We start from the raw sequence: 13,346 nt of genomic DNA, 5'->3' as shown, positions 1-13,346 counted from the left end.
CGCCGTACAATCACTCCGCCAAAACCCGCGGCAGCTTGAACACGACGTCTTCTTTGGTCACGCGCACTTCTTCGACGCGCGCGTCAAATCGCGCTGCAATGGCCGCGATCAGTGCTTCGACCAAATCTTCTGGCGCACTCGCGCCGGCTGTCACGCCAACGCTGCTGACGCCGTCGAACCAGGCCCAATCCACTTCATCGGCGGAGCCTACGAGGCGCGCATCACGTGCGCCTGCGCGTTTCGCCACTTCTACTAGCCGCACCGAGTTTGAACTTTTCGGCGAGCCGATGACCAAAACCAGATCGGCGCTCTCGCCCATTGCTTTGACGGCGTCTTGGCGATTGGTTGTTGCATAGCAGATGTCTTCCTTGTGCGGCGCTGCGATGCCGGGAAAGCGGCGTTGCAGCACGCCGACCATCTCGGCGGTGTCGTCCACCGAAAGTGTTGTCTGCGTCACGAATGACAATTTCGATGGATCGCGCGGTGTGAAGGTTTCGGCGTCCGCTACGGTTTCCAGCAGCGTGATCGCGCCTGGCGGCAACTGACCCATGGTGCCGATCACTTCAGGGTGTCCCGCATGGCCGATCAGCACGATCTCGCGCGCTTCATCGAAATGACGCTGCGCCTCGACGTGGACTTTCGACACCAGCGGGCAGGTGGCGTCGACGTAGATCATCTCGCGCGCCCGCGCCTCGGCCGGCACCGCCTTGGGCACGCCGTGAGCGGAGAAAATCACCGGCCTGTCGGTGGGGCAGTCGTCCAGCTCCTCGACGAATACCGCCCCCAGCGCCTCGAGCCGTTCGACCACGTGGCGGTTGTGGACAATCTCGTGGCGGACATAAACCGGCGCGCCCCACTTTCGGATCGCCTGTTCAACGATCTGGATGGCCCGGTCGACCCCGGCGCAAAACCCCCGTGGGGCGGCCAACAGGACTGATATTTGGGGTTTTTCCGGTGTGGTCATCGGCTCGGTGGTGAAACTTCATGGGCTAGGCGCCCGGCTCAGTTGCGGGCGTCCTGCCACAAAGCTATCACGGCGACCTGCCATTTGCCTTCAGGGCGGGGTGAGACATGCGGCCGCCGCCGCACGGCCCTTTGAAGGCGACACGAGGACCTGAATGAAGCTCGCGCACGCATTGATGCTTTCGGCTGTCCTCGCGCTGAGCGCCTGCGCCGGCAATCGCGAAACGCCGACGGTGGAACTGCCAGGCGGCGTGAACGAAGAGGCGCAGGCCGACGCGCAACGCGCGCCGAACGTCTTTGACCGTATGATCGGCAACGATGCGCGCCCGAACGTTGGCCCGTGCCCGCTGATGGGCGTGCTTTACGATACAGCGCGCGTGGTGAAGTTCGCTCAGCCGAACAACCAGCGTTACGCCAATATCGAATTCACCGGTGAAATGCAGGGCGTGCGCGGCCTCTGCCGCTATGTCGACTCCAATCCGATCGCCATGAACATGGAAATCGAGATGGCGTTTGGCCGTGGCCCGGCCGCGACGAGCGATCGCCAGACCTATCGCTATTGGGTTGCTGTCACCCGCCGTGGCCGTGCCCCGATCGAGAAGGTCTATTTCGACGTCGACGTTCGCTTCCCGCACGGCGAGCAGGTGGTCACGCATCGCGAGCGCATCGAGCACATCGAAATCCCGCGCGCGACGGCCGATACTTCGGGTGAGAACTTCGAGATACTGGTCGGCTTCGAACTGACGCCAGAACAGCTCCAGTTCAACCGCGACGGCCGCCGCTTCCGCATCGACGCCGGCGACACCCAGGCGCCGGGGCAGTAATGCTCCGCGGCGGGCTGATCGCCGCGTTTCTGTCCTGCTTTATGGGTTCGGCTCAAGCTGAGCTCGGTCGTGACGACCAATAGATATATTTGCCGGCCACCTCCGAGCGCGGGGAGAGCGCTGAGCTTCGCGGCGAGTCAAGGCAGGGGCGGGCGAGCGAACTGATCGTCCAGATCGAATGCATCCGCGCCGCGCGTGAACTCGTGTTCCGCTTTGACGCTTGGGACGGTCTGCCCACAGGAGAGCTTGATCGGCCTTTGGCGCTCATTCTCGGCGAGAATGGCGAACGCATTCTTCGCATGCCGAAAACGCGCAGCGGTGTGCATCTCGTGGGGCGCCTGGCTTTGACCCAGCAGACGGCGTTGGACATTCGAAATGCTAGCTATGTCATGATCGGCGCGCCCAACGACATGGGGGAGGCCTTCCACGGCGGGCGCGCTCCGGCCTTAAAACGCGTCACTGACGAGTGCTGGGAGCGCGCCGTCGGCTAGCATCGCGCTCCGGCTCCCTATATGCATCGCGCCACCATGAAAGATCTCGCCAGCGCATTTACCGCGGCGAACGCAGCTGTGTTCGCTAAGCTCGGACTTGATTCCAAGCACGCAGACGTGCGCCGTTCCGATCGCCCCGATCTCGGCGAATTCCAAGCCAATGGCGCGCTCGCGGTGGCGAAGGCTGCGGGGAAGAAACCGCAAGAGGTGGCCCAGGCGGTGGCGGCGGATTGGAGCGCAACCGAGCTTTCGCCGGCGCCTACGATCGCTGGGCCGGGTTTTTTGAACTTCAAAGTCACCGCCGACGCCTTGGCTAAGCGCGCGCAGTTCGTTGCCAACGATGATCGCGCGGGCGCCAATCTGGTTGAGCACAAGCGCCGCGTCGTCGTCGATTACGGTGGGCCGAATGTGGCCAAGGGGATGCATGTCGGCCACTTGCGCGCTTCGATCATCGGCGAGAGCGTGAAGCGCATCTATCGCTTCCGCGGCGATGAAGTGTGGGGCGATGCGCACTTCGGTGATTGGGGCTTCCAGATGGGCCTCGTCATCACTGCGCTCGAAGACGAACTTGGCGGCTTCGACGATCAAGCCAAGCTCGATGCGCGCTTGAAAGCGCTGACGCTTGAGCAACTCGAAGCCATATATCCCGCTTACGCCAAGCGCGTGAAGGAGGGTGACATCGGCGTGCGCGACCGCGCGCGCAAAGCGACTGCCGCATTGCAAGGCGGCAGTGAGCTTCACCGCACCATCTGGAAAGCGATGCATGATGTTTCGATGGCAGCGCAAAAGCGCGATTTTGCGTCGCTTGGCGTCGATTTCGATCTCTGGCTCGGCGAGAGCGATGCCGATCCGCTGATCCCGGAGATGGTTGAGGACCTCGATAAAAAGAGCCTGCTGGAGGACGACCAGGGCGCGCGCATTCTTCGCGTCGCTAATCCCGGCGAGACAAAGAAGAAAAAGCGCGACGACGGCACGGTCGTTGAGGTCGAAAGCCCGGACCCGCTCCTCGTGGTGTCGTCCGAAGGCTCGGCCATGTACGGCACCACCGATCTGGCAACGATCGTGCAGCGCATGCGCGATCAAAAGCCCGATCTCATTCTTTATTGCGTCGACCAGCGCCAAGCCGATCACTTCGAGCAGGTTTATCGCGCCGCCGCTAAAGCTGGGTACGCACAACGCGATCAGCTGGAGCACATTGGCTTCGGCACCATGAACGGTCCAGATGGGACGCCGTTCAAAACCCGCGCCGGTGGCGTGCTGAAACTGCAGGACCTCATCGGTCAAGCCGAAGAAAAAGCGCGCGCGCGGCTGAAGGAAAACGAAATCGGCGCTGACTTCTCCGCCGACGAGTTCGAGGATGTCGCCCACAAGGTGGCTATCGCGGCCATCAAGTTTGCTGATCTCTCAAACTTTCGCGGTACGTCCTACATTTTCGACCTCGATCGCTTCATGAGCTTCGAAGGCAAGACTGGGCCTTACCTTCTCTATCAGGCAGTGCGGATCAAGAGCATTCTGCGCAAAGCCGAAGAGGCGCAAATGAGAGCAGGCGCGATCGCGATCGAGCATGACGCCGAGCGCTCGTTGGCGCTGGCGCTCGATGCGTTCGACGGTGCGCTGCGCGCTGCTTACGACAAGAAGGCGCCGCACTTCCTGGCCGAGCACGCCTACAATCTGGCGCAAACTTTCTCGGGTTTTTATTCGCATTGCCCGATTTTGCCGTCGGAAGGCGATGTGCGCGCCTCGCGTCTGGCGCTTGCCGCCGCGACCTTGAAGCAGCTCACGCTGACGCTCGATCTTCTCGGCATGGACGTGCCGGAGCGTATGTAGTTTCAAGCTGGATCAGCTTCGCCGAACACGTTCGATCCTTTGCGGCCGGGCACAAATCCGATCCACACATAGAAGGCGAGATAAACGAACGCCGTCACTGCGCTCGCGATCGTGAAGAGGCCGGCGGGTGAGGCGAGTACCCAGCTCGGCTCGGGCGGATTGTCGGGTCCACCGAGATAAAAATAGAAGACCGCAATCGCCAACCCGAACGCCATCGGGATGAGCTGCAACCATGCCGACATTGAAAGATCGTGCAGGCGCCGTGCGTTTGTCGCAAGCGTGGCGATGATCCATGGCAGTGTCAGCAGCGTGCCGATCGTCGGCACGGCGCCGACAATTGCGCTGGCGAGCGTGTTGCCGAGCATGGTGAGCCACCATTCCCGGCGTCCGGCGCGGCCTTTGAACGAACGCGGGTCCGGCCCGAAATGTCCGAGGACGCGGCCCCGCCGCTGCCATTCGGAACCGAAGGCATTGCCGGTTGAATTGGTGAAGAAGCCCCAGACCGACGGCAGCACCCATCGGATGAGCATGATGACGACGAAAATGCCGAACCCAACCGACATCGCCGTTCCCTAGCGCCGCAGGCGCGGGTGGCCGCGCTTGTCTCGAAAGAGTTTCCCCGCCATTGTTTCGGCCTTGTCTAATCCACTCCGTTTCTAGCGTTTTACGCTGATATGACAACGGAGTGGCGACGGACCGTTGGGGGAGCGGGCGTGATTATCGGAATTGACTTGGGAACGACCAATTGCGCCACGGCGATTTTCCGCAATGGCGCGGTCGAGATGATCCCGAACAGTTTGGGCCAAGTGCTTACGCCATCGGCCATCAGCATCGATGATGACAAAGTTCTGACCGGCCTCGCTGCGCGCGAGCGTCAATCCACGCATCCGCAACACACGGTCACTGCGTTCAAGCGCTACATGGGCACAAGCCACAAGACTCAGCTCGGCAAGATGGTCTTCAGCCCGGAAGAATTGTCGGCGCTGATGCTGAAAAGCTTGAAGGCGGATGCTGAAGCTTACCTCGGTGAAACGGTGGAAGAGGCGGTTGTCACCGTTCCTGCCTATTTCAACGATAAGCAACGCAAGGCGACGCGCCGCGCGGGCGCGCTGGCCGGGCTGAAGGTCGAGCGGCTGATCAATGAGCCGACTGCGGCGGCGCTCGCCTACGGACTGCATCAGCGCGACAAGCAGACCAAGTTTCTCGTCTTCGACCTTGGCGGCGGCACCTTCGATGTGTCGATCCTTGAAATCTTCGAAGGCGTCATCGAGGTGCGCGCGACCGCCGGGGATAACCGGCTCGGTGGCGAGGATTTCAACGAAGTCATCATCGAGCTGGCGCGGCGCAAGTTCGAGAAGGATATCGGCCGCGCCATGCGGGACGATAACGCCTTCTACCAGCGCTTGCGCGAGGCGTCCGAGCGTACGCGGCGCTTGTTGTCCGACAGCGCTTCGGCCGAATTTTCCTTTGTTTGGAAGAATAAAGACTACCGTTTCGACGTCACGGCCGATGCGTTCGAGACCGAGTGTGAAAAGCTGCTGACGCGCCTCCGCGATCCTGTATTGCGCTCGCTGCGGGACAGTAACATCGCCTTCGAGGCGCTGGATGAGATCATTCTTGTTGGCGGCGCGACGCGGATGCCGCTGGTGCGCAAAGCAGTCACGCGGATGTTTGGGCGCTTTCCGTCTGCGTCGGTCAATCCCGACGAAGCGGTGGCGCGCGGGGCGGCGGTGCAAGCTGCGCTGAAGGCGCGTTCCGCCGATCTTCGCGAAGTCGTGCTCACCGATGTCTGCCCTTACACGCTGGGTGTGGCCTCGGCCGAGAAGCACGCGGGCGGACGCATTGTCGAAGGCTTGTTCACGCCGATTCTCGAACGCAATTGCGTAGTGCCCGCAAGCCGCGAGGAGACCTTCTCGACGCTGGTCGATAATCAGCCGGCGGTGAAGTTTCCAATCTACCAGGGCGAGTCGCGCTGGGTGAAAGACAACGTTTTTCTAGGTGACGTCACCATTCCTGTGCCGCGTGCTAAAGCTGGCCATACGCCGATCACTTGCCGCTTCAGTTACGACATCAACGGCATTCTCGAAGTCGATCTCTTCGTGCCGGAAACGGGTGCGCGTCAGCAGCTCGTCATCGTCGACCGCGAGGGGCTCAGCGAGGCTGAGGTCGAGGCGCGCCGCAAAGAGCTTGCGAAGCTCAAAGTGCATCCGCGCGATACCGACGCTATCCGCGCCACGCTCGCGCGCGCCGGACGCTGCTACGAAGATCGCATCGGCGAACAACGCGATTACGTGGGCCGTCTGATCAGCCAGTTCGAAGAGGTGCTTGAGCGCCAGGACCCGCGAATGTGCGAAACCGCACGCGCCGAGCTTAGCCTGATCCTCGACCGGCTAGAGGGCGAAACCTTTCTATGAGCGCCGAGATTTGGCGTCACCTCGGCATTCCTCAGACCGACAGCGAGGCGGACATCCGCCGCGCTTACGCCGAGCGTTTGAAGACGACAAATCCGGAAGATGACGCCGAAGGCTTCAAGCGGCTTCGCAACGCCTACGAACGCGCAATCGAACAGGTGCGCTGGAAAGCGCGCTACGCGGAAATGGATGCCGCCGACGCGGCCTTTGATGACGAAGAATATCTCGATAATGAGGCAGCGCCCTCAAGTGCGCCCCGCCAGTCGCGCGCGCCTATCCCAGAACCTGCCGTTGAGCTGGATCCGGAACTCGATCAGCACCGTGCACTAAAGCAGACGCTCGAAGAGGCGGTTGCGGCGCAGAAATCTCCTTGGGAGGTGCAAGCAGCTTTTCAGGCGGTCGTCACCAGTCCGGCGATGGAGCGCCTCGATGTCCATGCCGACACCGAAATGTGGATTGCCAATCTCGTGCGCCGTTATGGCGGCGGCGCGGCGCTGATCGATCACGCCTTCAAGCATTTCGGCTGGGACGGACAAAACCGCATTGGCGATCTCGGCGCCGGCATGCAGTCGTTCCGCGAATCTCTCGCGCAGGAAGCGACGTCAGATGCTTTCATCGCGCGGGTGAAGGGACGTCGTCACGAATTTTACGACGCTTACAGAGAAACGACGCGGCCGCTGAAGGAGCGCAATTGGCTTTCGCGGGTGCTCTCGCTGCCGCGCCTCTATCTGGTGCGCCGCTTCCTTGACTACATCGACGACAAGGTGCCGTACGCGTATGACGATCTGGATTACGAGGCGACGGATTGGTGGCGCAAGCGCATCCACTTCTGGATGCGGCCGTTGGCGATCTTCGGATGGGTGGTTCGCGCCTCGATCGTCGTCGGCGTCATCGCGCTTTTCGTAATCTTTGCGGGCGAGTCCGAAGGGCCGGCGAGCTCGCGCGCAAATCCGCAGTTCCAAGCGCGCCAAGGCTGTGTTGCGAGCTTAGCGGAGTGGCGAGCCGACGGCGCGGCGTGCGATCTCTATCTCGCGCTTGTGCCGGACTCGCTCCTCATGCGCCAGTACGCCGGGCTCATCGCCTTGCGTGAGGCGCGGTTCGACGATGCGAACGCCCAGTTCAGCGAGATTTTGCGTCAAGCGCCCAACGATCCCGAAGCGCAATACGGTTTGGGCCTCGCTCTCATCGATAACGGCATTGCCAGCGACCGGCAGCGTGGGATGGAATTAGCTCAAGGAGCGCTCGCGCTCGACGCCGGCGTTCGAGGATACTTCTCGCGTAACGGCGTCGTCTCTCAGCCCGCGCTCGAAACGGGCGTCGCGCCGATCAGCCCGTTGCCAACTATTCCGCTGCACGATGTTCGGCCGACCGATGTCGCGGTGCAGGGGCAGCACGTCTTCGATGAGGCGTATACTTATTTCGGCATCCCTGAAGGTTTCACTGCTGGGCGCGTGATGGTCGAGTGCCTTACGCGCCTGACCGGACGTTTTTCCGATTGCCATATCGTCGAAGAGACGCCGCGTAGCTTAGGTCACGGTGAGGTTGCGCTGCGGGTGATGGCGGCGGCGACGGTGACGCCGGCCAGCCTCAATGGTGTCCCCGTCGATAGCGTGCCGATACGCGTGCCGGTCACGTTCCAATTGGCGCCTGAGGAATAGGGCGCCGCGACGTCAGTTTCTTGCGCGCGGGGTGATGCACCCTAGAGTGAGGCGAAAGCAGGCGAGGAACCGGCAGATGGCTCAGGCGCAGATCAACGGCATCAATATCGAATATGAAGTGCACGGCGCCGATGATGCTGAGCCGCTGCTGCTGATCATGGGGCTCGGTGCGCAGATGACGCGCTGGCCGCCGGGCCTTTATCAAAAACTGGTCGCACGCGGCTTCCGCGTTATCCGTTTCGACAATCGCGACGTTGGTCTGTCACAGAAGTTCAGCGGCCTGCCCACGGTCGAGAGCGTCGTTGCCGCGCGCATGCAGGGTCAAAAGCCAGATATTCCGTACACGCTCGATGACATGGCCGCCGATGCGGTTGGCGTTCTGGATTTCCTGGGCGTCAAGCGCGCGCACATCGCTGGCGCTTCGATGGGCGGCATGATTGGCCAGCTTGTCGCCGCTGATTATCCTGAGCGGGTGCTTTCGTTCACCGCGGTTTTCACCAGCACCGGCAATCCTTCGCTGCCGCCGGCAAAGCCCGAAGCCATGGCAGTGCTTACGACGCGCGCAGGCGATCCCAACAAGGATATCGAGGCTTATCTCGATCAGATGCTGATCAACGCCCGCACCATTGGCAGCCCCGGCTATCCGTTTGATGAGAAGATCGTGCGCGAGCGTCTGCGCTCCGACGTGTTGCGCTCCTACGAGCCGCAAGGCGTGGCGCGTCAACTCGCAGCCGTCGTCGCCAATGGCGATCGCCGCTCCAAGCTGGGGAGCATCAAGGCGCCGGTCGTTGTTCTCCACGGCGATTCCGATCCCTTGGTGCCGGTGGAAGGCGGCAAGGACCTCGCCGCTTCGATCTTCGGCGCGGAACTTCGCATCATCCCGGGTATGGGCCACGATCTGCCGCCGGCGCTTTACGATGCAGTTGCGGACGCGATCTCGCGCGCGGCAGAGCGCGCCCGCGTCAACGCGTAATCTGGAACTTGCCAGCGTGCCTGCCCTGGGCGTGCGCGTAATAGCTTTGGATGATCTTTAGATCGGATTCGTAATCGTCCTTCGGTCGGATGATGGCCGCGAGGCTGATTGTCTTCGTGCCGTAATCGAGCACGCTCAAGATCAGCGGCACGTCAGCGGCGCGTGCGATGTGATAAAAACCGGTCTTCCATTCGCGCGTGGCGCTGCGCGTGCCTTCGGGCGGGATCGCCAAGATCATGCGCTGCTCGCTGGCGAATGCATCGGTCATCTCGCGCACCACATCATTGGCGGCGGAGCGATCGATCGGCACGCATCCCAACCATTTGACGACGCCGCCGAACGGGCCTTGCGTCAAACTCTTCTTGCCCATCCAGCGCAGCTTCACCCGATAAAAGCCCGCCGTCGCCAGCATGTAGACGCCATCCCAATTGGACGTGTGCGGCGCAGCGATGAGCACGGCTTTGTCGATGCCGGGAAAATCACCGCGTAGCGTCCAGCCGCAGAGCGTGAGGAACGCACCGCAAACCCAGCGCGTGATGTCCGAGACAAGCCCGCTCGACGGCGCCGGGCGCGCTGAATCCGGGGCAATGACAATCTGCTCTGTCGAACTCATCACCGCCCCATCCGCGCGCTTGCGCGATTCCCAATTCTCACTAGCATGACCGCTCGTCAGAATGCGTAGGGGAGACGCGCTATGTCGGACAAGAAGCCACTGAACCGCCGTTCGTTCATGGGCCGCGTGCTTGGCGCTGCGGTTGTCGGCGGATCGCTCGCATCGCTCACGGGCTGCGCCACAGCTACTGGCGGCAACACCTATTACACGGGCCGCACTGACGCCGATAACGGCCCTTACGCCGATCGCGCCGGTTATGGCCGCAGCGGCGCTTCAGACGCAGACACCGGCCCGTACGCAGACCCAGCAGGGCGTGGTCGTGGCGGACAAGCCGGACTCACCGATAATGACAGCGGCCCGTACGCGGACCCCGCAGGGCGCGGCCGCGGCTCAAGCGGCGTCACCGACAATGATAGCGGCACGTACGCCGATCCCGCCGGACGTGGCCGCGGCGGCCGCACCGGCATGACCGACAACGATTCCGGCGAATACGCCGATCCAGTCGGACGCGGCCGCGGCAATGGCGGCGGCACCGGATTCACAGACAACGATTCTGGATCATACGCCGATCGTGCCGGCTACGGTCGCGGTGGCCGCCGCGGACAATCGGGCCTCACCGACAACGATCCAAGCGATCCAGTTGGTGATGGCCGGCGGGGGAGTTAGGCGCGAAGGTTGGCGTTGGCCAAAGCTTCATCCTGCCTCGCGATTGCCAGCCTTCTAATGCCCGCTTTTGTAGCGCGCGTGGACTTCGTGGGACTTTTCTTCGAGCCAGTCCATCGCGGCGATGCAGACGCCCGAGAGGATGAACACGAGGTGGATGATCGTGTACCACATGAGTTGCGTCTCGGTGTAGTTCGAGAGGTTCATGAAGATCTTCAGCAAGTGAATGCCGCTGATCGCGACGATTGAGGCGATGAGTTTGATCTTGAGGCCGCTGAAATCGATCGTGCCCATCCATTCGGGGCGGTCGCGATCCTTGTGCGCCATTTCCATCTTCGAGACGAAATTCTCGTAGCCTGAGAAGAGAATGATCAGCACCAGATTGCCGGCGAGCGAGAGATCGACCAGCGTCAGCACGAGCAGGATGATGTCCGTCTCGTCCATCGTCAGCACTTGCGGGACTTGCAGGTAAAGTTCGCGGAAGAAGGTGATGATCAGGATGCCGAGCGCCACGATCAGGCCGAGATAGACCGGCGCCATCAGCCAGCGGCTCGTGTAGATCAGCCATTCGATGATCGCCTCCAGAAAGTTGGTGCGATGTCTCGGCTGTTCGTCCCGGCTCATTCTGTCCCCCGTAAAAACCGGCGCGAAACTAGGGGCGGGCGCGCCATGCGCCAAGTGCGCTCTCGTCGCGGGAGGGTTGCGGCGCATGGGAACCCGGCGGATGATCGCCTGACGGGGAGGATAATATGTACGAACACGGAATGATTGCGCCGGTCGTTGCATTGGTGATCTGGTCGCTCATCATGCTGATCTGGCTCTACGCCACGCGCATCCCGGCGATGTCGAAGGCGAAGGTTAAGCCGGGCGAAGCGAGCAAGGCGCAGATGGAAGCGCTGCCCAGCGCCAACGTCGCCAACAACTACAATCACCTGATGGAACAGCCGACGCTGTTCTACGCGATCGCGTTCTCGCTGCAATTCCTCGGACAGGGCGATCAAGCGATCAATATTGGGCTTGCCTGGCTCTACGTCGTCATCCGTATCGTGCACTCACTGGTGCAGGCGACGGTGAACTTCATCCTGTTGCGCTTCCTGATCTTCATGCTGGGCTCGCTGGTGCTGATGGCGCTCGCTGTGCACGCCGCGATCGCAGCCGGCATGATCAACATCCACCTGCCGCACTAACCGCCATCCGCCGACGCCAGCTTGCGCTCGATCGCGCGCCAGCTGGCGAAGGCGAAATAGAGCGGCAGCAGGCTCACGCTGAATATGCCAACGAGGACGACGACGTTTTTCTCGCCCAGTTCACCGGCGAGAAACGCGTATGCGACCACTCCGCCCAGCAGCACGAAGAACGCCATCACCAGTACGCTCATGGCGGAGAACACGAGCACCAGCGGTGAAGTCCGCCGATCGTGCTTGAACGCCTCGCCGGGATGTATCCAAACCTTGGCGCGCGCCACGTCTGCCAGATGCGCAATCGTGATCTCGCGCTCCGCATTCCGCGCCGCTTGCCAGCGCAGGGCGAAAGACGGGCTGAGCACGGAAGCCGCCAACGTGATTGCCGGCTCCATCAGATCATTCGTCGTCGGCTCCTCGTCGAAGTAGCGAAGCCAGACCACGCCGCTGAGATCGACGCCGTACTTAGCCGCAAAGGCCCGTAAAAATCCGTCAGCGCCGTCGCCGGTCATGCCGAGATCGGCGTAGAGCCGCGTTGCGGCTGTCACCGATTTTGCGCCGGTGTGGCCTTTGATCAGCTCGATGATGTCCGCGAGCGGCGCGTCATCGGTTGTCACGGTTGAACGCGGCCCTGCGCGTCCATGTGCGCGATCCATTCTTCGATCAGCGCCGCGCCGCGTTCATCGACCAGTTGGCGGCCGGTCTCGGGCATCATCACGCCGGGATCAGTGGCGCGCAGCCGATAAAGCAGGATGGAACGCTCCGGGTGGCCGGGATCGATGGCGAACTCGAAGCCTGCCGAGCCGCGCCCAGCCGCGACCGGCCTCTTGTTCACGCCCCAAGCGATCGGCTCATGCTGACTCCAGCGCAGATCGAGCCCCGACGTATGCGCCGGCCCTTGTGGATTATGGCAGTGCGCGCAATTCACATCGAGATAAGCGCGGGCGCGCAGCTCGAGCGAGCCGCTGGCTGGGTCGAATGCGCGCGGAACGCTTGGCGCCTCGGCGCCGCGTTGGGTGCCTGCGAGCAGGCCGCTCTCTGCCCAGGCATCGATTTGGTTGATGGAAGCTGGCTGCGAACGTGGGATGTGCGGGCCATCCCACGGCGAGAAGGCTTCGCCTTGTTCAGCACGATTCAAATTCCGCGCACTCGGCCCAATTGGCGTTAGCGCGCCAGCGAGATCGTGGCAGCCTTTGCATTGATTGCGGTTCGGGACCGCCCAATCGAGTGCGATGGCTTGGCCTTCTTCGTTGGTGAAGCTGACAGGCAGCGTTGCGCCAATCGCCGAGAGCCGTGCTTCGGTCTGCGCTTCGTTCCAGACGTAGGGATACGCGACCCAGCCGTCGGCGCGGCGAATGAGGAGCCGCGTCTCAAGGAAGCGGACATTCTCTGCCGGCTGACGCATGTCGGCGGCGAAGGCGAAGGTCTTGATGAGGACGGTGCCGACCGGAAACTCGAAAACGCCTTCGTCGCGATACTGAGCCTGCGTTCCCGGCGGCACGTAGACATAGCGAAACTTCAGCGCGCCATCGGAATAGAGCGGCGTGTTGAGATCGTATGGCGTCACGCGTGCGTTGGGCGTGTGCGCGCCCGCGTCACGGAAGAAGCGATAGTCGGAGAGCCGTTCCGGCGGCCGCTCGGCGCCGATCGCGGCGGTGTTCACCGAAGGTGCGTCCTGCGCCGTCGCGCTGGCCGCGGCCAGCACGATCAGCGCAAGCGCAGCAAAGAGAGGCCTGCGCATC

Annotated in this window: 14 protein-coding genes; 8 read left to right on the top strand and 6 right to left on the bottom strand. The window is 62.3% G+C overall.

Annotated elements, in window-relative coordinates:
* Window positions 1-10 precede the first annotated feature (10 nt).
* Window positions 11-964, bottom strand: coding sequence for a 4-hydroxy-3-methylbut-2-enyl diphosphate reductase (gene ispH / locus ATE48_RS03345; protein WP_066767784.1), 954 nt, complete (start codon window positions 962-964; stop codon window positions 11-13).
* Between the two features lie 154 nt (window positions 965-1,118).
* Between ispH and ATE48_RS03340 the strand changes: the two genes are divergently transcribed.
* The 3 genes from ATE48_RS03340 (at window position 1,119) to argS (ending at window position 4,105) form a co-directional block, all read left to right on the top strand.
* Window positions 1,119-1,787, top strand: coding sequence for a hypothetical protein (locus tag ATE48_RS03340; RefSeq protein WP_066767782.1), 669 nt, complete (start codon window positions 1,119-1,121; stop codon window positions 1,785-1,787).
* 89 nt (window positions 1,788-1,876) lie between these two features.
* Window positions 1,877-2,278 (top strand): hypothetical protein, encoded by a 402-nt coding sequence (locus ATE48_RS03335; RefSeq protein WP_066767780.1) that lies wholly within the window; start codon window positions 1,877-1,879, stop codon window positions 2,276-2,278.
* Between the two features lie 36 nt (window positions 2,279-2,314).
* A complete protein-coding gene (argS, locus tag ATE48_RS03330; protein ID WP_066774547.1) occupies window positions 2,315-4,105 on the top strand; it encodes an arginine--tRNA ligase in 1,791 nt (596 codons plus the stop codon).
* Window positions 4,106-4,107: 2 nt separating this feature from the next.
* On the opposite strand, the gene ATE48_RS03325 is transcribed toward argS, so the two are convergent.
* Window positions 4,108-4,668, bottom strand: coding sequence for a DUF805 domain-containing protein (locus ATE48_RS03325; RefSeq protein ID WP_066767778.1), 561 nt, complete (start codon window positions 4,666-4,668; stop codon window positions 4,108-4,110).
* Between the two features lie 150 nt (window positions 4,669-4,818).
* Between ATE48_RS03325 and ATE48_RS03320 the strand changes: the two genes are divergently transcribed.
* The 3 genes from ATE48_RS03320 (at window position 4,819) to ATE48_RS03310 (ending at window position 9,147) form a co-directional block, all read left to right on the top strand.
* Window positions 4,819-6,519, top strand: coding sequence for an Hsp70 family protein (locus ATE48_RS03320; protein WP_066767776.1), 1,701 nt, complete (start codon window positions 4,819-4,821; stop codon window positions 6,517-6,519).
* Window positions 6,516-8,174: a hypothetical protein gene (locus tag ATE48_RS03315; RefSeq protein WP_066767774.1), complete on the top strand. Its 1,659-nt coding sequence runs from the start codon at window positions 6,516-6,518 to the stop codon at window positions 8,172-8,174. The genes ATE48_RS03320 and ATE48_RS03315 overlap by 4 nt, the downstream gene beginning before the upstream one ends.
* Window positions 8,175-8,250: 76 nt before the next feature.
* Window positions 8,251-9,147: an alpha/beta fold hydrolase gene (locus tag ATE48_RS03310; RefSeq protein WP_066767773.1), complete on the top strand. Its 897-nt coding sequence runs from the start codon at window positions 8,251-8,253 to the stop codon at window positions 9,145-9,147.
* Here ATE48_RS03310 and ATE48_RS03305 read toward each other — a convergent pair.
* Window positions 9,137-9,760, bottom strand: a complete 624-nt coding sequence (locus ATE48_RS03305; RefSeq protein ID WP_066767771.1) for a lysophospholipid acyltransferase family protein — start codon at window positions 9,758-9,760, stop codon at window positions 9,137-9,139. The genes ATE48_RS03310 and ATE48_RS03305 overlap by 11 nt on opposite strands.
* A gap of 81 nt (window positions 9,761-9,841) precedes the next feature.
* On the opposite strand from ATE48_RS03305, the gene ATE48_RS03300 reads away from it, so the two are divergent.
* Window positions 9,842-10,426 (top strand): hypothetical protein, encoded by a 585-nt coding sequence (locus ATE48_RS03300; protein WP_066767769.1) that lies wholly within the window; start codon window positions 9,842-9,844, stop codon window positions 10,424-10,426.
* 54 nt (window positions 10,427-10,480) lie between these two features.
* Here the strand turns inward: ATE48_RS03300 and ATE48_RS03295 are convergent, their stop codons facing one another.
* Window positions 10,481-11,047, bottom strand: a complete 567-nt coding sequence (locus ATE48_RS03295) for a TIGR00645 family protein (RefSeq protein ID WP_066767767.1) — start codon at window positions 11,045-11,047, stop codon at window positions 10,481-10,483.
* 125 nt (window positions 11,048-11,172) lie between these two features.
* On the opposite strand from ATE48_RS03295, the gene ATE48_RS03290 reads away from it, so the two are divergent.
* Window positions 11,173-11,610 carry an MAPEG family protein gene (locus tag ATE48_RS03290; RefSeq protein ID WP_066767765.1) on the top strand — a complete coding sequence of 146 codons (438 nt, stop codon included), beginning with the start codon at window positions 11,173-11,175 and terminating at the stop codon, window positions 11,608-11,610.
* Here the strand turns inward: ATE48_RS03290 and ATE48_RS03285 are convergent.
* Both ATE48_RS03285 and ATE48_RS03280 read right to left on the bottom strand, forming a co-directional pair.
* Window positions 11,607-12,221 (bottom strand): DUF1493 family protein, encoded by a 615-nt coding sequence (locus tag ATE48_RS03285; RefSeq protein WP_228126763.1) that lies wholly within the window; start codon window positions 12,219-12,221, stop codon window positions 11,607-11,609. The two genes, ATE48_RS03290 and ATE48_RS03285, sit on opposite strands and share 4 nt — an antisense overlap.
* Window positions 12,218-13,345: an SO2930 family diheme c-type cytochrome gene (locus ATE48_RS03280; RefSeq protein WP_066767760.1), complete on the bottom strand. Its 1,128-nt coding sequence runs from the start codon at window positions 13,343-13,345 to the stop codon at window positions 12,218-12,220. The genes ATE48_RS03285 and ATE48_RS03280 overlap by 4 nt, the downstream gene beginning before the upstream one ends.
* Window position 13,346: the final 1 nt, after the last annotated feature.

Origin of the sequence: Candidatus Viadribacter manganicus, assembly GCF_001679665.1 — a bacterium.
Classification (GTDB): domain Bacteria; phylum Pseudomonadota; class Alphaproteobacteria; order Caulobacterales; family Aquidulcibacteraceae; genus Vitreimonas; species Vitreimonas manganica.
Note: the sequence above shows the minus strand (reverse complement) of the source record. Positions and strands in the feature narration are given on the sequence as shown.